This window comes from Halorubrum sodomense (genome assembly GCF_900111935.1).
GTDB classification, from domain to species: domain Archaea; phylum Halobacteriota; class Halobacteria; order Halobacteriales; family Haloferacaceae; genus Halorubrum; species Halorubrum sodomense.
In genome coordinates, this window is the sequence record NZ_FOYN01000005.1 from 19,773 (window position 1) to 37,201 (window position 17,429).

Sequence of the window (17,429 nt, forward strand, 5' to 3'; positions counted from 1 at the left end):
CGCTACCAGTTCTCTCCCCTCGTCGCTGCCCGGCGGCAGCGGTCACTCGCTCGGTCGCGTGACGAGGAACGTCCGCCCGCCGCGGCGTTCGAGGTGGACCTCGCTGCCGTCGACGCGGTTCGCCCGGACCCGTTCCGGGAGGCGGTCGGTTCGACACTCGGTGACGTCCACGCGCGTCGGCGTCGCGTACCGCGGTCGGTCGGCGGTGACTGCGCTCATACGTCTCGGTCGAGCCGGAACGCACCTATAACCGAGCCGTCCGCGGAGTGAAAGTGAAAGTGGAGGGTTCCGGCTCGCCGGCGGCCGGCTCGAGACCTCGACCGGGCGGAGACTCCCGCTTCGGTTCCCGCTTAACGACGGAGGTCGGTCGCCTCGTCGTCCTCGACGAACCGCACCGTGAAGTAGTCGTAGCCGCCGTAGGCGGCGTCGAGCGCGCCCATCCACCAGTTCCACCGTTCGACCAGCGAGGAGCCGTCCGGCGCGTCCTCCAGGTGGCCGATCACTCCCGCCACGGTCAGTCCGTGGCCGCGGTCCTCGGAGGGTCGTTCGGAGTCGACGAGGTCGCGGGCCGCCCGCGAGACGGCGCGCCGTTCGGCCTCGCTCCCGCCGAACTCGTCTTCGAGCGCACTCTCCAGGCGCTGTCTGTCCATACCCGTGTTTAGGGGTTGCGGGTATATGAGTCGCGTGGTAGGGGGTGGCACGTCCGGTGTGCCGGCGGGCCGGGGTCCGACCGCGTCCCCGGCTCACAGCCGTGCCGCGAGCGCGAGAAACAGCAGCGAGAACGGCGCCGTGAGCAGCGCCAGCGCCAGTCCGCCCGCCCCCTCGCCGGCCGCGACGGCCATGAGGAGGCCGACGACGAGCGAGAACGACCCCAACACGGCGAGCGTGAGCCGTTCCGGGACGCTCGCGCGGTCCGGGCCGTCGCTCGCGGAGAGCACCGCGTCGAGCGCCGACTCGACCGCGTCGGCGCGGTCGGTCGGAACGAACAGCCACGGCGTCGACCGGAACCACGCGTTCCCGCGGTACGCGAGCAGGAACAGCGTCGTCCACCGGAGGTCGATCCGCCGCGTCCGCACGACCGACCCGAGGTCGTCGCTCCGGGTTCGGTCGTAGCTCGGGTCGGTCCGCTCGACCGTCGCTTCGGCCGGATCGAGCCGGACGACCTTCCCCGACGACTGGGCGACGGCCGGCACGAACCAGACGAGCCAGAACAGCGGCCAGAAGGCGGGGAGAAAATCCGTCGGGAGCGCCATCGCCGCGGCGACGACCGCGCCGAGCCCGGCGAGCGTCCACCCGGGACTGAGCGCGCCCGCGGCCTCGCGCAGCCGGGAGACCGTCAGCTCGCTGACGGGGGTCTCGCGGTACCAGACGTACAGCGAGGGGAGGGTGGCGACCGCGAGCGCGAACAGGAACCCGACGGCGACGGCGGCCTCGGCGAGGCCGACGGCCGGCGGCTCGAACCCGCCGGCCCCACTGAGCGCGGCGACGGCGACGGCGCCGATTCCGACGAGGACCGCGCCGACGATCCCGCCCGTCGCGCCGGCGGCGAGCGAGCGGAGCCGGTCGTGGCGGACCGGTCCCCACTCGATCGCCCCGGGTCCGGGACCGCGACCCCCGTCGACGCCGGCGGCGGTCCCCGAGTCGTCGCGCTCGCTCGGCTCCTCGCGCTCGGCGTCCTCGACCGATTCGGGGGGGTCGACGGCGTCGACCGCGTCGGCCGCGGCCGCGGGTCCGCGCTCGGAGGGCATACGCGCGAATTACCGCGGGCCAGATAAAAATCGTGAGGGCGGTTCCGCCGGCTTCCGCCGAAAGACGGCGCGCTCCGCTACGCGCCGGACTCGTCGGGGTCCGCGTCCGCCGCCGGCGGCTCGGCGGGCTCGACGTTGCCGAGGCGGAGCGCGTTGCCGGTGACGCCGAGGCTCATCCCCATGTCGCCGACGACGACGGCCATCGCGACGCTCACGTAGCCGAGCGGTGCGCCCGCGGCGAGCAGCGCCTTGACGGCGAGCGAGGCCCCGATGTTCGTCCGGATCGTCGAACTCGCGCGCGAGGAGAGGTCGATCACGTACGGGAGCCGCGTCAGGTCGTCGGCCATCAGCGCCACGTCCGCGGTCTCGATGGCGGTGTCGGTGCCGGCGGCGCCCATCGCGATACCCACGTCTGCGGCCGCCAGCGCGGGCGCGTCGTTGATCCCGTCCCCGATCATCGCGACGCCGCCGTCGGTCTCGGCCGCGAGTTCCCGCACGGCCGCGACCTTCTCGTCCGGGAGCAGCTCCGCGCGCACCTCGTCGACGCCGACGCGCTCGCCGATCGCCCGGGCGGTCCGCTCGTTGTCGCCGGTGAGCATCGCGACGCGGTCGACCCCGAGGCCGTGGAGCCGGTCGACGACCCACGCCGCCTCCGGGCGGACGGTGTCCGCGACCGCGATGACGCCCTCCAGCTCCGCCTCGGTCCCCACGAGGACGACCGTCTTCCCCTCGGCCTGGAGCCGGGGGATCGTCTCGCTCGCCAGGTCGAGGTACCGGCCGTGGTCGCAGGGCTCGGGTTCGGTGACGCTTGCGCTCGCGTCGTCGTGGGCGTCGCCGTCCGCGTCGCGCTCCCGAATCACGCCGCCGTCCGAGCGGACGTGCGCGTGGCTCAGGTCGAAGCCCAGCTCCTCGAACAGCGAGGGCTTGCCGGCGTAGTGGGTCTCGCCGTCGAGGTCGGCGCGGACGCCCTCGCCGGTCAGCGCCTCGAAGTCGGTGACGTCGGTCTCGGCCGTCGATCCGTCGACGGCGGCCGCCTCGCCACCCGTCTCGGCGCCGTGCGCGACGATCGCCGCCGCGACCGGGTGCTCGCTCCGACGCTCGATGGCGGTCGCGCACGCGAGGACGTCGTCGGCGTCGCGGTCGCCCAGCGGGACGATGTCGGTCACCGACAGTTCGCCGCGCGTGAGCGTCCCGGTCTTGTCGAGCGCGACGGCGTCGACGTCGCCGGCGGCCTCCAGGTGCTCGCCGCCCTTGATGAGGACTCCGTTGCGAGCGGCCGCCGTGACGCCGGAGACGACGCTGACGGGGGTCGAGATGACGAACGCGCACGGACACGCGACCACGAGCAGCGTGAGCCCGCGGACGAACCACGTCTCCGCGCCGCCGCCGACGAGGACCGGGCCGAGCGTCGCGGTGGCGATCGCGCCGACCACGACGATCGGGGTGTAGACGCTCGCGAACCGGTCGACGAACCGCTCGGCGCGGGTCTCCTCGCCGTTGGCGGCCTCGACGAGCTCGACGACCTTCGCGATCGTCGACTCCTCCGCGGGCGCGGTCGCCTCGATCTCGAGGTAGCCGGCCTCGTTGATCGAGCCGGCGTACACCTCGTCTCCGAGCGCCTTCTCCGCGGGGACCGACTCGCCGGTGATCGGCGACTCGTCGACGGCGCCGGAGCCCTCGCGGACGACCCCGTCGAGGGGGACGCGCTCGCCGGGGCGCACCGCCAGCCGCTCGCCCGTGGCGACGCTCTCGGCGGGCACCGTCACCTCCTCGCCGTCGCGGATCACGACCGCCTCGTCGGGCGACAGCTCCATCAGCTCGCGGAGGGAGGTGCGCGCCCGGTCGATCGAGTAGCGTTCGAGCAGCTCGGCGACCGAGAACAGCACCGCGAGCGTCGCCGCCTCGAACGGGAGGTCCACGAGCAGCGCGGCGACGACGCCCACGCTCATCAGGAGGTCGATGTCGAGGCTCAGGCCGCGAAGCGAGTAGAAGCCGTTCCGGAAGATCGGCGGGCCGGCGACGGCGACGGCCAGCAGGTACGCGACCGACGCGCCGGTGACGGCCCACGGTCCGAGGAAGCCGACGCCGCCGATAGTGGCGAACGTCGGGTCGAGGCCCGGGAGCAGCCACTCCAGGACGAGCCCGACCGCGAGGAAGGCGCCGCCGACCGCGGTCGCGACCGCACGGGGGCTCGTGAACAGGTCGTCGGCGACGCCGTCGGACTCGGCGTCCGCGACCGCGTAGCCGGCGCGCTCGACGGCGGCCGTCAGCGCCTCGGCGTCGGTCCGGTCGGGGTCGTACGCGAGGACGACGACGCCCGTCGTCGGGCGGGTGTCGACCGAGAGGACGCCCTCGCGGTCCAGCGCCCCCTCGACTTTCCCGGCGCACGACGCGCAGTCCATGTCTGGCACCGCGAGCCGGAGTTGCGCCCCGTCGGGGCGATCGGTCGCCTCGCCGGGCCGTCGATCGGTCGACCCCGCGTCGGGGCCGTTCGATTCGCGTGTGTCACTCATTGGGTCCCCCTATCCGCCGCAGCGTTATTAATTCGGCTGCCATTCCTGCGGGTTATTTTATGAAATATTATTAAAATAGTACTTAGAGATAGTAAAACGTCCGCGAGTGTTTATCGGTCTATGGGCTACTCGCGGGGTCGGTGAGTGGGATCGTCGTCACCTTCGCGCTCGCCGCGTTCGGGAGCCTCGTCGGGCTGGTCGGCGGGCCGCTCGGGAGCCTGCTCGCCGTCGCCGGCGTCCTCGCGGTCGGGCTGTTCCTCACGTTCCTGTTCGCGGTCGACTCGGCGCTCGCGGGCGCCATCGGCGGCGGCGTCGGAGAATAGCCGCTGTTTTCGCGAGAGTACCATTTTTAAGCGAGTCAGAAGGGGCAGCCTTCCACACTGGCGCGCGCCTCCGAGCGGGCCTGTGGCCCGCGAGGAGCGCGTGCGAGGGAGTCGGTCGCCGAGCGAAGCGACGGCGACCGACGAGGATGGGGAGGCGTGAGGTGCGGTTGCTGTGCGGGGCGGGACTCAAAGGGGCAGCCGTGAGGCGGGCGCAGGCGACGTAAGCACCGTAGGAACGAGCGAAGCGAGTGACGAGGAGCGCAACGAGCGTGCGCCCGCCTCACGGCTGGGGCTTTGGAGGTTTTCACCGCGGATCCGCCAGCATCCATTTATAAATGATCGGCTGGGGCTCCGGAAGGATTCGCCACTACGGGCACCGCGATACCTTATAAAAAGATGATCGGAACAGCAACGGAACCGACTACTCCACGATCAGCTACTTATTACGCGCTCTCGACGGCGTCGAGGACCGCGTCGTAGTCGGGTTCGTTCGTCGGGTCGTCGGCGACCCAGTCGTAGACGACCTGGCCGTCGTCGTCGATCACGAACACGGCGCGGTTCGCGATCCCGTGGAGCCCGAGCTCGGCGATGTCGATCTCGAGGTCGTACGCCCTGATCGCGTCGCCGGCCATGTCGCTCACGAGGTCGAACTCGATGCCGTGTTCCTCGCGGAACGCGCCCTGCGAGAACGGCGAGTCGGCGCTGATCCCGAGCAGGGTGGCGCCGGCCCCCTCGAACGCGTCGGCGCGTTCCTGGAACGCGATCATCTCGTTCGTACACGGCGGCGTGAACGCGCCGGGGAAGAACGCGAGCACGACCGGCCCGTCGCCGACGTGGTCGTCGAGGTCGAACGGCTCGTGGTCGCTCGTCCCGATCGTCGCGGTGAACGTGGGTGCGGCGTCGCCTGTGGATACCATCGTCACGTCGTACGGTCGATTCACGCAAAAGGCTTGTCGCGACCCCGTTCGGTGCCGGTATCGGCGCGGGAGGGGTCGGACCGCGTCGGGGCTACTCGCGGTCGAGGTACTCCTGCTGGACCGCGACGATCTCCGACGAGTCCTCGCAGTCGGCGTACCGCCGGAGCGGCTCCGCGTTGAGTTCGAGGAACGTCTCGCCCCACGTGAACTTCGCGAGGACGCGCTCCGCGTGGTCGCGCTCGCCGAGGATTATCAGCGCGGCCGCGAACGCCTCGACGGTGGTGAGCCGCATCGGCCGCCCGAAGTTCACGGGGTTCGCGGCGACGAGGTACGGCAGCGCGCGGTGTTCGCCCGGGAGCGTGAACTGCTTCTCGCCGGCCGACTCCCACGAGCAGTCGAGCGCGACGAGCGCGTTCTCGCGAGCCATCTCGGCGTCCGCGGGCGAGAGCGCCCGCTCCGCGTGGGGGTTAAGGACGACTCCGTACGGCGTGGCCCGGTCCGAGCGGTGAAGCTCCGCGAGGTCGAAGCGCGAGAGCTTCCGGGCCGTACACTTCTCGGGGTCGTCGTCGCCCTCGTACCGGACGTGGAGGTCCACACCTCGGGTTCGGCGGAGCGGATTATAAGCCGTGCGGACCGGGGAAGCGCAAAAATAGGCGGAGCCGTCGCCCGCCGCCGGTCACGGGGCGCGGGTCGTCGTCGCGATCGGGTCGTCGTCGTTCTCTGGCGGGACGCGCGTCCGCGTCCCGACGGGCGCCGATTCGTTTTCCGTTGCTGGTTCGCACATCGCGGGCGACGGTCGCCCGTCGTCGCACAAAACTATTCGGCTGAATGACTCGTTATCTCTGCTATCTCCTAATACGCGTTTAATCGACACCGCTATTCGACACATATCACGCATATGAATCGAGTGTCGGTCGACGATCGCAGACGGTGGCCGGTGGCCCTCGTCCCACGCAACGCCCGGGATACCGTCAAACCGGCCCGGTACCGGCGGGGTTTTTCCTCGTCGCCGCGCAGGTACATGTATGGAGCTGTTCGCGGTCCCGGACCTCCCGGAGATCCGGGCGGGAGACGACCTCGCGGCCATGATCGACGAGCGCGTCGACCTCCGCGAGGACGACGTCGTCGTCGTCGCCAGCACGGTCGTCTCGAAGGCCGAGGGGCGCGTCTTCGACCTCGCTGACTTCCCGGCGAGCCCGCGAGCGGAGGCGGTCGCCGACCGCCTCGCCGAAATCGCGGGCGAGGAGAAGGACCCGCGCTTCGCGCAGGCCGTCATCGAGGAGTCGACGGAGCTGATCACCGAAGCGCCGTTCCTCCTCACCGCGACCCGCTTCGGGCATATCGGCGTCAACGCGGGCATCGACCGCTCGAACGTCCCCGACGGCGACCTGCTGCTGCTCCCGGAACGGCCCTCCGAGAGCGCCGAGCGGATCCGCGAGGGGATCGCGGCCGACCGCGTCGTCGTCAGCGACACCTGCGGCCGCCCCTTCAGACACGGCCAGCGCGGGGTCGCGATCGGGTGGGCGGGAATGCCCGCGAGCCGCGACTGGCGCGGCGAACGCGACCGCGACGGCCGCGAGATGGGCGTTACCGTCCAGAACGTGGTCGACGAGCTCGCCGCCGCCGCCAACCTCGTCGCCGGCGAGGGCGACGGGGGCACCCCGGTCGTCGTCGTCCGCGACTGGGCGTTCGGCGACCACGACGGCTCGGACGAACACTTCCGCGAGGTCGAGGGCGACTTCGTCCGGCAGGCGCTGCGCGACTGGAGCTACGAGGAGTAACTATGCTCGGCATCGAACTCACCCCCGAACACGAGTTGTCCCGCCTCGTCGACCTCGGCGTCCGCGCCGAGGACGCCGGCTACGACGCCGTCTACTCGACGTGTCACTACAACAACCGCGACCCGTGGGCGTTCCTCTCGCGGCTCGCGGCCGCCACCGACTCGGTCCGGCTCGGCCCGGGCGTCGCGAACCCCTCCGAGACCCACCCCGTGACGCTCGCCTCGAAGGTCGCCACCCTCGACGAGCTGTCGGAGGGGCGCGCCGTCCTCGGTATCGGCCCCGGCGACCCCTCGACGCTCAAAAACCTCGGACTCGAAGACGAGCGCGGACTCCGTCCCGTGCTGGAGGCGTTCAAGACCGCACAGAAGCTGTGGGCCGGCGAGCGCGTCGACCACGAGGGGACCTTCGACGCCGCGGACGCGGGGCTCAACTACGAGCCTCCGCAGGGCGCCGACGTCCCGGTTCACGTCGGCGGCGAGGGGCCGCACATGTGCCGGATGGCAGCGAAACACGCCGACGGACTGCTGTACAACGGCTCGCATCCGAAGGACCTCGCGTGGGCCCGCGAGCAGGTCGACGACGGCCTCGCGGATCGCCCCGACCGCCGGGGCGAGTTCGACCTGATCGCCTACGCCGCGGTGTCGGTCGCCGAGAGCGAGGCCGCCGCCCGCGAGGCCGCCCGCCCGCCGGTCGCGTTCATCGCCGCGGGTGCGGCCCCCCCCGTCCTGAAGCGCCACGGGATCGACTCGGACGCGGCGAGCGAGATCGGCGAGCGCGTCTCCGCCGGCGAGTTCTCGGCCGCGTTCGAGCGCGTGACGCCCGCGATGGTCGACGCGTTCTGCATGGCCGGCACCCCCGAGACCGTCCGCGAGCGCGCCGCCGCCGTCGCCGAACACGCCGACGGGCTCGTGGTCGGGTCGCCGCTCGGACCCGACTTGGAGAGCGCCGTCGATCTCGCGGCCGAGGCGGTCGACGGACTGTTCTGAGGCGCCGCGACGCCGTGACCGCCCGCCGCCCGTTCCCGGTCGCCCCCTCACGGGCGGCGGATTCTCACCCCCTGACAATCGGGAATCGGTCGTGATAACCTCGGCGGGAGGTTCATAACCCGCTCTCGTCGAGGTCCGAACATGTCCACGACACGACGGCGCCGCCCCGGGATACGCGGGCGGTACGAGGCCCTCCTGTGGCGGACGATGGACGCGCTCGGCGTCTCCGAGTCGATAGAGCGCAAGGTCGCCACGGCGGTCGGCATCCAGTTCCTCGTCACCGTCGGCATCTTCCTCACGCAGTTCGTCGTCTCCGGGACCGCCGCGTACGTCGCCTCCGGGGCGCTGTTCCTCGGGGCCGTCGTCGCAATCTACAACACGCTGCTCATCGTCCGGCGCGACTTCGCCGCCCCGATCCGCGCGCTCGAACGCGAGGCGGAGGCGATCGCCGCGGGGGAGCTCGACGGGAGAGACGGAGGGACCGCCGAGGCCCTCGATCCGACCCAGCCCGACGAGATCGGGAACCTCGTCGGCGCGTTCGACGAGGTCCACCGATACCTCACGACCGTCTCCGCGCAGGCGGAGGCGCTCGCGGCCCAGGAGTTCGACGACCCGGCGCTCGACGAGGCGGTCCCCGGCTCCTTCGGCGCGTCGCTCGACGAGATGGCCGGGAACCTCGCCGCGTACACCACCGAGATGGAGGCGCTCGTCGACGCCTTCGGCGACGCCGCGGAGCGCGCGCAGGACGGCGACCTGACGGCGACGATCGACGACGAGGCGCTGGCGACCGACGAGGACCGCTACGCCGAACTCGTCGACAACTACAACCGGCTCGTCGCGACGCTGGGCGAGACGCTCGGCGACGTCGGCGCGTTCACGGCGGACGTGGCCGGCACCGCGGACGAGGTGCGCGCGAGCATGGACGAGGTCGACGACGCGAGCGGCGAGGTGGCCGGCTCGGTCCAGGAGATCTCAGACGGCGCGGCCGAACAGACCGACGAGCTGGAGGCGATCGCCGCCGAGATGAACACGCTGTCAGCGACCGTCGAGGAGATCGCGGCGAGCGCGGACGACGCCGCAGAGACCGCCCGCGACGCGGCCGAGCGGGGTCGGTCCGGCCGCGAGGAGGCCGCCGAGGCGATCGCGGAGCTGGAGGCGCTCGAATCCCGGATCGGCGAGACGGCGGCCGCGGTCACCGACCTCGCAGATCGGGTCGGCGAGATCGACGAGATCGCGGCCGTGATCGACGAGATCGCGGAGGAGACCAACCTGCTCGCGCTGAACGCCTCCATCGAGGCGGCGCGCGCCGACGGCTCCGGCGACGGGTTCGCGGTCGTCGCGGACGAGGTAAAGTCGCTCGCGGAGGAGACGCGCGAGTCCGCGGCGGAGATATCCGGGCGCATCGAGGCGGTTCAGGAGGCGTCGGCGGAGACCGCGGCCGACGCCGAGGCGATGGAGGCGCAGGTCGCGGACGGCGTCGAGACGATCGAGTCGACGCTGCGGGAGTTCGAGGGGGTCGTCGAGGAGGTGACGACCGTCGACGAGACCGTCCAGGAGATCAGCGACGCGACCGACGACCAGGCGCGCACGACCCAGGAGGTCGTCGACATGGTCGACGGGGTCGCCTCCGTGAGCGGACAGACCGCGACCGAGGCGGAGACCGTCGCGGCCGCGGCCGAGCAGCAGACCGCGACCGTCTCCGAGGTGACCGAGCGTGTCCACGCCCTCTCGGACCAGTCCGACCGGCTGCTGGCGCGGCTGAACGAGTTCGAGGTCCCGGACGGAACGGGCGGAGCCGCGGGTTCGATCGGCGGTCCGGAGCGCCGCGTCGGGACCCCGCGGGCCGCCGGCGTCGACGACGACTGAGGAGACGGACGGGGGCCCGGACCGCGATCCCGGGGCGCTACTCCGAGCGCCCGCGCCCGCCGAGCGAGGGGAGGTCCACGCCGATTTCGCCGAGCAGCGCGCCGACCGCCGCGTACCCGAGCACGCCGACGGACGCGACGAGCAGGACCTGTCCGACGACGACGAGCAGCGCCGAGAGCGGGTCGCCCGCGCCGAGGATCAGGTCGTTGAGGAAGATGTCGACGAACCGCCCGATGTCGCCGACCAGCCGGGAGACGAAGTCGATGAGCGCCATCATGGGCCACGGTTGGAACGGGGGGTACTTGGGTGTTGAGTTCGCGGCCGCGCCGCGGGCGTCAGCCTCACGCCTCCGCCGCCGTCGACTCCGCCTCGTCGGCGCGCGCGTACCGCAGCGCCCAGCCGATCAGGACCGCCTGGAACGGGAGGCGGACCCACGCCGCGAGCCGCGCCGGGCCGGCGAGCCGGTCCGGGACGAGGTCCTCGATGACGTCGCCGCGAGCGAGGTGGACGTTGGCCGGGAACACCGCGACGAGGAGGGCGACGATCCCCCACGCCGACGGGCGCCGCGTCCGAGGCCACGCGACCCCGATCCCGAGGAGGATCTCGGCGATCCCGGAGAGGTACACCAGCCCGACCGGCCGCGGGAACGACGGCGGAACCGCCTCCGCGAAGCGCTCGGGGATCAGAAAGTGCGCGACCCCGGCAGTGACGTACGTCGCGCCCATCAGCGGCGCGAACGACCGCTCGGGGCCGTCGGGGTCGCCGGAATCGTCCGCGGGCTCCTCCGTACGGGTTCGGTCCGCGTCGGTCATACGTCGCCACACGAGCGGGAGGCGTATCAGTCCTCGCCGCCCGCGACGGCGACCCGCCGGGATTCCGGGAACCGAACGTCTTAGGGACGGCCGAACCTAACCCGCTCGTAATGAACACGCTGTTCTGGGTGCTGACGGGGATCCTCGCGTACTCCGCGGTCGCGATGTGGCTGCGGAACCGGGGGGTCCTCCCGGACGCGTTCAGGGTCTCCGGCCCCGTGTTGACCCTCCGGACGCTCCGCGGGCGCGCCTTCCTCGGCCGACTCGCGGCCCCGAAGCGGTTCTGGCGCGCGGTCGCCAACCTCGGGCTCGGGGGGGCCTTGGTGGCGATGGTGGCGTCGTTCGCGCTCATCCTCTCGTCGGCGCGGTCGGCGTTCACGAACGCGCAGCCCGCCGCGATCCAGCAGCCGCAGAACTTCCTCATCATCCCCGGCGTCAACGACTTCCTCCCGCTGTCGGTCGCCCCCGAGATCGTCGCCGGGCTCGCCGGCGCGATGGTGATCCACGAGGGGGCCCACGGCCTCCTCTGCCGGGTCGAGGACATCGACATCGACTCGATGGGACTCGTCTTCTTCGCGCTGCTCCCGGTGGGCGCGTTCGTCGAACCCGACGAGGAGGCGACCCAGGAGGCCTCCCGCGGCGCCCGCGCCCGGATGTTCGCGGCCGGCGTCACCGCGAACACGGTGCTGACGATCGTCGTCTTCGCGCTCCTCTTCGGCCCCGTCGTCGGCGCCATCTCGCCCGCGGCGGGCTACGCGGTCGGGGAGGTGAACCCCGGCTCCCCGGCGGCCGCTGCGGACCTCTCGCAGGGCGACCGGATCGTCGAGGTCGCGGGAACCCCGATCGAGACGAGCGCCGAGTTCGAGGCCGCGATCGCCGACGCCGGGGAGTCGGTCGCGCTCACCGTCGACGGCGGCGAGACCCGCGAGACGGTGACGGTCGACCGCGAGCTACAGGTTGTCGGCTCCGCCGGCGGCAACCCCCTCGGGGTCATGATCGCGGAATCGCCCGTGACCATCGCGGCCGTGAACGGCGAGCCCGTCGCCACCGAGTCGGCGTTCTTCGCCGCGGTCGGCGACGCCGAGCGCGTGTCGCTGACGGTGACCGGGAACTCGACCATCCTCGAACAGGTCCGCGACGCGCCCGGCGCCGAGAACGCGTCGGGGGTCGAAACGGCTGACGGCGAGGCCGCGGTCACCGTCTCTGACGTGCCGATCGGCGCGTACGTCCTCGGCGTTCAGGAGGGGGGCCCGATCCACGACGAGGGCGCTCCACTCGGCGAGCCGCTGACGATCGTCTCGGTCGACGGCGAGCGCGTCGTCGACAACGAGGCGCTCTCGGCCGTTCTCGTCGACCGCGATCCGGGCGAGACCGTCCCCGTCACGGTGTACGACGCCGACGGCGAGCGCGAGACGTACGACGTGGAACTCGCCGCGCACCCGAACCGCGGCGGCGGGTTCATCGGGGTCAGCGTCTTCCCCGGGACGAGCGGGCTCGCGCTCGACGACGTGGGCGTCTCCGAGTACCCCGCGGGCGCGTACCTCGAACTCCTCGGCGGCGACGGCGGCGCGGAGGCCGCGGACGGGATCCCGCTCGGCGGGGTCACCGAGTCGCCGCTCGGCCTCGTGTTCGTCGCGCTCATCCTCCCGCTCGGCAGCCTGTTCGGGCTCCCGTTCAACTTCGCGGGGTTCACGGGCGAGGTGACCAACTTCTTCGTGGTCGAGGGGCCGCTCGCGGCGCTCGGCGGCGGGACCTTCCTGCTCGCGAACCTCCTCTTCTGGTCGGGGTGGATCAACATCCAGCTGGCGCTTTTCAACTGCCTGCCGGCGTTCCCCCTCGACGGCGGCCGCATCCTCCGGATGGTCGCCGAGGCGGTGATCAGCCGGGTGCCGATCAGCGACCGACACGCCGCGGTACGGACGATCACGGTCTCGTCCGGGCTCGTGATGCTGGCCGGGCTGATCGCGATGATCTTCGGCAACCAGATCCTCACCGCGCTGGGGCTGATCTGAGGCGGCCGGCCGACTACCGCCGCGGTCGCCGGCGGCGGTCCCCTCTCGGCCGAGGGAAACCGGTTTCCCGGGCGGGCGCGACGCCTCCGTATGACCCACTCGCGGACCGTCGAACTCGAGGGCCACATCATCGACAGCGGCACGATGCAGCGCTGCTTCGGCGCGGTGATGGACCTCGGCGGCTCGTTCGACGTCGAGCGGTTCGACGTCGGGAAACACGAGACCGAGGAGTCGTACTGCCGGCTGACCGTCTCCGCGGACGACCCCGAGACGCTGCGGGACATCCTCCACGAGCTCCACCAGAACGGCGCGGTGCTCGAGGACCCCTCCGAGGTGGACCTCGTCGCGGCGCCCGCGGACAGGGTGGTCCCGCCGGACTTCTACTCGACGACGAACCACCCGACCGAGGTGCTGTACGACGGCGAGTGGATCGCGGTCGAGCGGATCGAGATGGACTGCGCGCTGGTGGTGGACCCCGACCCGGCAGCGGACGCCGGCGAGGGGAACCGAGCGGACGCCTCGCGAGGCGAGGACGGCTCTCCGCGAGCCTACACGAAGACCCTCAACGCGGTCGAGGAGGGCGACCTCGTCGCCACCGACCAGTCGGGGATCCGGGTGAACCCCCCCGAGCGCCCGCGGAGCGGCGGCGGCGCGTTCGGCTTCATGCAGGGCGGCGTCTCCGCCGAGCGCCCCTCGGAGTCGACTATCCGCGAGGTCGCCGAGGAGCTGCGCGCGGTGAAAGACGAGGGCGGCAACGTGATGGTCGTCGCCGGCCCCGCGGTGATCCACTCGGGGGCCGGCGACGCGCTCGCGGACCTGGTCGCCGCGGGCTACGTCGACGCGCTCTCCGCGGGCAACGGGTTCGCCACCCACGACCTGGAGCGCTCCATCTACGGCACGTCGCTCGGGATGAACGTCGAGACGCTCGAACACCCGCGGAAGGGTCACAAACACCACATCTGGACCATCTCGGAGATCATCCGCGCGGGCGGGATCGAGGCCGCCGTCGAGGACGGCGTCGTCACCGAGGGGGTGATGTACGAGTGCGTGCGAAACGACGTCGACACCGTGCTGGCGGGGTCGATCCGCGACGACGGCCCGCTGCCGGACACGATCACCGACGCGGTGGAGGCGCAGGACGCGATCCGCGAGCAGGCCCACGAGGCCGACATCGTGATCATGCTCGCGACGCTGCTCCACTCGGTCGCGGTCGGGAACTGCCTCCCGTCGACGACGAAGACCGTCTGCGTCGACATCAACCCCGCCACCGTCACCCAGCTGCTCGACCGCGGCTCGGCGCAGGCGATCGGGATGGTCACGGACATCGGGACCTTCGTGCCGACGCTCGCGGAGTTCGTGCTGGGTGACGACGCGTGAGCCCCGAAATCCGCCCCTACGACCGCGAGCGCGACGCGGACGGCCTCTACGAGCTGAAGCGCGCCTTCGAGCGCGGCCTCGGCGCGACCACCGGCGGCGACGAGAAGGCGGCCGCCTACGAGGGGAAGCTCACCGACGCGTACCGCGACCGCTGGCTCGACTGGGTCGACCGCTGCGTCGATGACGACGATCCGCGATGCGTGACCGTCGCGGTGGAGGAGACCGAGGACTCCGGGAGCGAGGTCGTCGGCTACGTCTTCGTCCTCCCCCAGCGCATGTCGATGATCTGGGACGCGGCGGTGCTGAACGAGATATTCGTCGCCTCCGAGTATCGGGAGACCGGCGTCGCCGACGACCTGATGGACGCCGCGCTCGCGCTCGCGGCCGATCAGGACCTCCCGCTCGACCGTATGGTTCTCGACGTCGACCCCGCGAACGAGCGCGCGAAGGGGTTCTACGACCGCCACGGCTTCGAGCCGTGGGGCGAGATGGTCGCGCGGCCGCTCGACGAGTCCTGAGGGGCGACCCAGTCCGCGACCGGTCCCGCGACGGTTCCGACTCCCGAAGCTACAAGCGCGCTCGCCCGTTCTCGACGGCCGTGATACAGATCGGGATCGTCGGCTGCGGCGTCATCGGGAACCGCCTCGCCGCCGCGATAGACGACCACGACCGGTACGAACTGGCCGCCGCCTGCGACCTCGACGCGGACCGCGCGGCGTCGCTCGCGACCGACCACGGCACCGACCGCACCGCGACGACGACCGACCACGCCTCGCTCGTCGAGCGCGACGGCCTCGACGCGGTGTACGTCGGCGTGCCGCCGCTCGCCCACCGCGAGGTGGTGGCCGACGCGCTCGCGGCCGACAAGCACGTCATCTGCGAGAAGCCGATCGCGGCGGACGCGGAGACGGGACGGGAACTCGTCGCGCTCGCGGAGGAGACCGACCGGATCACGGCCGTGAACCTCCCGTTCCGCTACACGCCGGGGTTCGTCCGCCTCCGCGAGGCGGTCGCCGCGGGCGAGATCGGCGCTCCGCGCCGGGTCGAGCTCCGGTTCCGGTTCCCGGAGTGGCCCCGCGAGTGGCAGGACGTGGCGTGGCTGGAGTCGCGCGAGCAGGGCGGCCCGCTCCGCGAGGTCGGGACGCACTTCCTGTTCGGCGTTCAGGAGCTGTTCGGGCCGATCGAGGCCGTTTCGGCGGACGTCGGCTACTCGGGACCGGACGCCTACGAGGCCGACGTGGTCGGGACGTTCCGGGCCGACGGGGTCCGGGGAACGATCGACCTGCTGTGCGACCACGCGGGCGAGGAGGAGAACTCGATCACGGTCGTCGGCGACGAGGCGTCGCTGTCGCTGACGGCGTGGTACCGGCTCGTCCGGAACCGCGGGCGCGACGACGAGGAACCACTCGTCGACGAGCGCGGCGACACCGTGAGCGCGCTCCTGACCGAGTTCGCGGCCGCCGTCGACGACGACGGCGGCGACCTCGTCTCCTTCGCGGAGGCGACGCGCGTTCAGGCGGTGCTCGACGCGATCCACGCCTCCGAGGGCGACCGCGTTCGTCCCGGGATCGACGCCGGCGGAGAGTGAATCGGCCGCGAACTCGCCGGCCGGGAACGCCCGACAGGAATTATGTGTCTCTCGGACCCATCTCCGCGTATGAGTTACCTCGTTGCGACCGACGGATCGGCGGAGAGCGACGAAGCCGTTCGGTACGCGGCGCGACAGGCGGTCGCGTTCTACGAGACGCTCGAGATCGCCCACGTGTTGACGCCTGACTCGGAGCTGGTCGACGGGACGATCGTCCTCCCGGGCGAGGAGGCCGCCGTCGAGGCCGGAGAGGGCGTCTTGGAGGGGGCTCGCAGCATCGCAGAGGCGGCGGTCGACGAGCCGATCACCGTGGAGACCCAACTGCTCACCGGACGTCCGGCCGACGCGATCGCCGAGTACGCGGCCGAGGAGGGCGTCGATGCCATCTACGTCGGCCACCGGGGGCTCTCGGAGGAGCGCGAGCAGGTCGTCGGCAGCGTCGCGAAGAGCGTCGTCGACAAGGCCGACGTCCCGGTGACGGTGATCCGCTAGGCGATGGCGGACGCCCGGAGAGGGGTCGGCGGACCCCGCGGCGAGGCCGGTCGCGAGCCGCGGCGGCGTCAGAGACGCTGGCAAGGACCTCCGTTATCCGGTCTTCAAAAGTAGTTGGGCACGTAAGATGAAGTGATGTCTGAAGACGTACTCGTCACGGCGGACTGGGTCGAAGAGCGACTCGACACGTTCCAAGACGACGACTCCGATCATCGGCTCGTCGAGATCAACAACCCGACCGTCACCGACGAGTCGGAGTACACGCCCTACGAGGAGGGCCACATCCCCGGCGCGCTGAACTTCGAGTGGGACGCCGTGTTCACCGACGAGACGGAGCGCGACATCGTCTCGAAGGAGGACTTCGCGGCCCGGAACGGCGAGGGCGGCATCGACGCCGACACGACGGTCGTCGTCTACGGCGGCGGGCGCGTCCCGAACTGGTTCGCGCTGTTCGGCTACTGGATCTACAAGTACTACGGTCACGACGACATCCGCGTGATCGACGGCGGGAAGGGGTACTGGGTCGAGAACGACTACCCGCTCTCGACCGAGGAGCCCGAGTTCACGCCCCGCGACTACGAGGCCCGCGGTCCCTTCGAGAGCGTCCGCGCGTACAAGGACGACATCGACAAGGCGATCGAGGAGGGGATTCCGATGGTCGACGTCCGCTCGCCCGAGGAGTTCTCCGGCGAGGTCATCGCGCCCGAGGGGCTCAACGAGACCGCCCAGCGCGGCGGTCACATCCCCGGCGCGAGCAACGTACCCATCGGCACCACGCTGAACGAGGACGGGACGTTCAAGAGCGCCGACGAGCTCCGCGAGCTGTACGGCGACGCCGGCGTCGACGGCGACGAGTCGACGATCACCTACTGCCGCGTCGGCGAGCGCTCGTCGATCGAGTGGTTCCTGCTCCACGAGCTGCTCGGCTACGACGACGTCCGTAACTACGACGGCTCGTGGACCGAGTGGGGGAACCTCGTCGGCGCGCCGATCGAGACGGGCGAGTAAGCGCCG

Annotated in this window: 17 protein-coding genes and 1 pseudogene; 10 read left to right on the forward strand and 8 right to left on the reverse strand. The window is 71.6% G+C overall.

The window, feature by feature from the left end:
• Positions 1 to 42 precede the first annotated feature (42 nt).
• The 4 genes from BM286_RS15710 to BM286_RS14255 all read right to left on the reverse strand — a co-directional run bounded on the left by BM286_RS15710 (position 43) and on the right by BM286_RS14255 (position 4,261).
• Positions 43 to 219: a hypothetical protein gene (locus BM286_RS15710; protein ID WP_167603427.1), complete on the reverse strand. Its 177-nt coding sequence runs from the start codon at positions 217 to 219 to the stop codon at positions 43 to 45.
• A 131-nt stretch (positions 220 to 350) separates the two neighbouring features.
• Positions 351 to 650: a hypothetical protein gene (locus tag BM286_RS14245; protein WP_092923944.1), complete on the reverse strand. Its 300-nt coding sequence runs from the start codon at positions 648 to 650 to the stop codon at positions 351 to 353.
• A gap of 93 nt (positions 651 to 743) precedes the next feature.
• Entirely contained in the window at positions 744 to 1,748 is a 1,005-nt protein-coding gene (locus tag BM286_RS14250; RefSeq protein WP_092923947.1) for a hypothetical protein, read from the reverse strand.
• Positions 1,749 to 1,825: 77 nt separating this feature from the next.
• Positions 1,826 to 4,261 carry a heavy metal translocating P-type ATPase gene (locus tag BM286_RS14255; protein WP_092923950.1) on the reverse strand — a complete coding sequence of 812 codons (2,436 nt, stop codon included), beginning with the start codon at positions 4,259 to 4,261 and terminating at the stop codon, positions 1,826 to 1,828.
• Between the two features lie 119 nt (positions 4,262 to 4,380).
• Here BM286_RS14255 and BM286_RS14260 point away from each other — a divergent pair.
• Positions 4,381 to 4,584, forward strand: a pseudogene (locus BM286_RS14260) (DUF5518 domain-containing protein); the annotation flags it as partial.
• Between the two features lie 443 nt (positions 4,585 to 5,027).
• Here BM286_RS14260 and BM286_RS14265 read toward each other — a convergent pair.
• A complete protein-coding gene (locus BM286_RS14265; protein ID WP_092923953.1) occupies positions 5,028 to 5,501 on the reverse strand; it encodes a redoxin domain-containing protein in 474 nt (157 codons plus the stop codon).
• Positions 5,502 to 5,592: 91 nt separating this feature from the next.
• Complete coding sequence (locus BM286_RS14270; RefSeq protein ID WP_092923956.1) at positions 5,593 to 6,096, reverse strand: DUF367 family protein; 504 nt, start codon at positions 6,094 to 6,096, stop codon at positions 5,593 to 5,595.
• A gap of 430 nt (positions 6,097 to 6,526) precedes the next feature.
• Between BM286_RS14270 and BM286_RS14275 the strand changes: the two genes are divergently transcribed.
• From BM286_RS14275 to BM286_RS14285, 3 genes are all read left to right on the forward strand, one after another.
• Positions 6,527 to 7,282: a coenzyme F420-0:L-glutamate ligase gene (locus BM286_RS14275; protein WP_092923959.1), complete on the forward strand. Its 756-nt coding sequence runs from the start codon at positions 6,527 to 6,529 to the stop codon at positions 7,280 to 7,282.
• Positions 7,283 to 7,284: 2 nt separating this feature from the next.
• Entirely contained in the window at positions 7,285 to 8,268 is a 984-nt protein-coding gene (locus BM286_RS14280) for a 5,10-methylenetetrahydromethanopterin reductase (protein ID WP_092923962.1), read from the forward strand.
• Positions 8,269 to 8,475: 207 nt separating this feature from the next.
• On the forward strand, positions 8,476 to 10,134 hold the full coding sequence (locus tag BM286_RS14285; protein WP_092924326.1) for a methyl-accepting chemotaxis protein: 1,659 nt from the start codon (positions 8,476 to 8,478) through the stop codon (positions 10,132 to 10,134).
• 37 nt (positions 10,135 to 10,171) lie between these two features.
• Here BM286_RS14285 and BM286_RS14290 read toward each other — a convergent pair whose 3' ends face one another.
• A complete protein-coding gene (locus BM286_RS14290; protein ID WP_092923965.1) occupies positions 10,172 to 10,411 on the reverse strand; it encodes a hypothetical protein in 240 nt (79 codons plus the stop codon).
• A gap of 64 nt (positions 10,412 to 10,475) precedes the next feature.
• Complete coding sequence (locus tag BM286_RS14295; protein WP_092923968.1) at positions 10,476 to 10,946, reverse strand: DoxX family protein; 471 nt, start codon at positions 10,944 to 10,946, stop codon at positions 10,476 to 10,478.
• Positions 10,947 to 11,056: 110 nt separating this feature from the next.
• On the opposite strand from BM286_RS14295, the gene BM286_RS14300 reads away from it, so the two are divergent.
• The 6 genes from BM286_RS14300 (at position 11,057) to BM286_RS14325 (ending at position 17,423) form a co-directional block, all read left to right on the forward strand.
• Positions 11,057 to 12,958, forward strand: coding sequence for a site-2 protease family protein (locus BM286_RS14300; RefSeq protein ID WP_092923971.1), 1,902 nt, complete (start codon positions 11,057 to 11,059; stop codon positions 12,956 to 12,958).
• A gap of 90 nt (positions 12,959 to 13,048) precedes the next feature.
• Complete coding sequence (locus tag BM286_RS14305) at positions 13,049 to 14,335, forward strand: ornithine cyclodeaminase (RefSeq protein WP_092923974.1); 1,287 nt, start codon at positions 13,049 to 13,051, stop codon at positions 14,333 to 14,335.
• Complete coding sequence (locus tag BM286_RS14310) at positions 14,332 to 14,853, forward strand: GNAT family N-acetyltransferase (RefSeq protein WP_092923977.1); 522 nt, start codon at positions 14,332 to 14,334, stop codon at positions 14,851 to 14,853. Before BM286_RS14305 ends, BM286_RS14310 begins: the two co-directional genes overlap by 4 nt.
• An 80-nt stretch (positions 14,854 to 14,933) precedes the next feature.
• Entirely contained in the window at positions 14,934 to 15,923 is a 990-nt protein-coding gene (locus tag BM286_RS14315; protein WP_092923980.1) for a Gfo/Idh/MocA family protein, read from the forward strand.
• A 69-nt stretch (positions 15,924 to 15,992) separates the two neighbouring features.
• The gene (locus BM286_RS14320) at positions 15,993 to 16,415 is read left to right on the forward strand and encodes a universal stress protein (protein ID WP_092923983.1); all 423 of its coding nucleotides are present in this window, start codon (positions 15,993 to 15,995) and stop codon (positions 16,413 to 16,415) included.
• 135 nt (positions 16,416 to 16,550) lie between these two features.
• On the forward strand, positions 16,551 to 17,423 hold the full coding sequence (locus tag BM286_RS14325; RefSeq protein WP_092923985.1) for a sulfurtransferase: 873 nt from the start codon (positions 16,551 to 16,553) through the stop codon (positions 17,421 to 17,423).
• Positions 17,424 to 17,429: the final 6 nt, after the last annotated feature.

Excerpts from the sequence above, each read along its gene's own strand:
- BM286_RS15710 (WP_167603427.1), bottom strand. The coding sequence starts at position 219 with ATGAGCGCAGTCACCGCCGACCGACCGCGGTACGCGACGCCGACGCGC.
- BM286_RS14245 (WP_092923944.1), bottom strand. The coding sequence starts at position 650 with ATGGACAGACAGCGCCTGGAGAGTGCGCTCGAAGACGAGTTCGGCGGG.
- BM286_RS14250 (WP_092923947.1), bottom strand. The coding sequence starts at position 1,748 with ATGCCCTCCGAGCGCGGACCCGCGGCCGCGGCCGACGCGGTCGACGCC.
- BM286_RS14255 (WP_092923950.1), bottom strand. The coding sequence starts at position 4,261 with ATGAGTGACACACGCGAATCGAACGGCCCCGACGCGGGGTCGACCGAT.
- BM286_RS14265 (WP_092923953.1), bottom strand. The coding sequence starts at position 5,501 with ATGGTATCCACAGGCGACGCCGCACCCACGTTCACCGCGACGATCGGG.
- BM286_RS14275 (WP_092923959.1), top strand. The coding sequence starts at position 6,527 with ATGGAGCTGTTCGCGGTCCCGGACCTCCCGGAGATCCGGGCGGGAGAC.
- BM286_RS14280 (WP_092923962.1), top strand. The coding sequence starts at position 7,285 with ATGCTCGGCATCGAACTCACCCCCGAACACGAGTTGTCCCGCCTCGTC.
- BM286_RS14285 (WP_092924326.1), top strand. The coding sequence starts at position 8,476 with ATGGACGCGCTCGGCGTCTCCGAGTCGATAGAGCGCAAGGTCGCCACG.
- BM286_RS14290 (WP_092923965.1), bottom strand. The coding sequence starts at position 10,411 with ATGATGGCGCTCATCGACTTCGTCTCCCGGCTGGTCGGCGACATCGGG.
- BM286_RS14295 (WP_092923968.1), bottom strand. The coding sequence starts at position 10,946 with ATGACCGACGCGGACCGAACCCGTACGGAGGAGCCCGCGGACGATTCC.
- BM286_RS14300 (WP_092923971.1), top strand. The coding sequence starts at position 11,057 with ATGAACACGCTGTTCTGGGTGCTGACGGGGATCCTCGCGTACTCCGCG.
- BM286_RS14305 (WP_092923974.1), top strand. The coding sequence starts at position 13,049 with ATGACCCACTCGCGGACCGTCGAACTCGAGGGCCACATCATCGACAGC.
- BM286_RS14320 (WP_092923983.1), top strand. The coding sequence starts at position 15,993 with ATGAGTTACCTCGTTGCGACCGACGGATCGGCGGAGAGCGACGAAGCC.
- BM286_RS14325 (WP_092923985.1), top strand. The coding sequence starts at position 16,551 with ATGTCTGAAGACGTACTCGTCACGGCGGACTGGGTCGAAGAGCGACTC.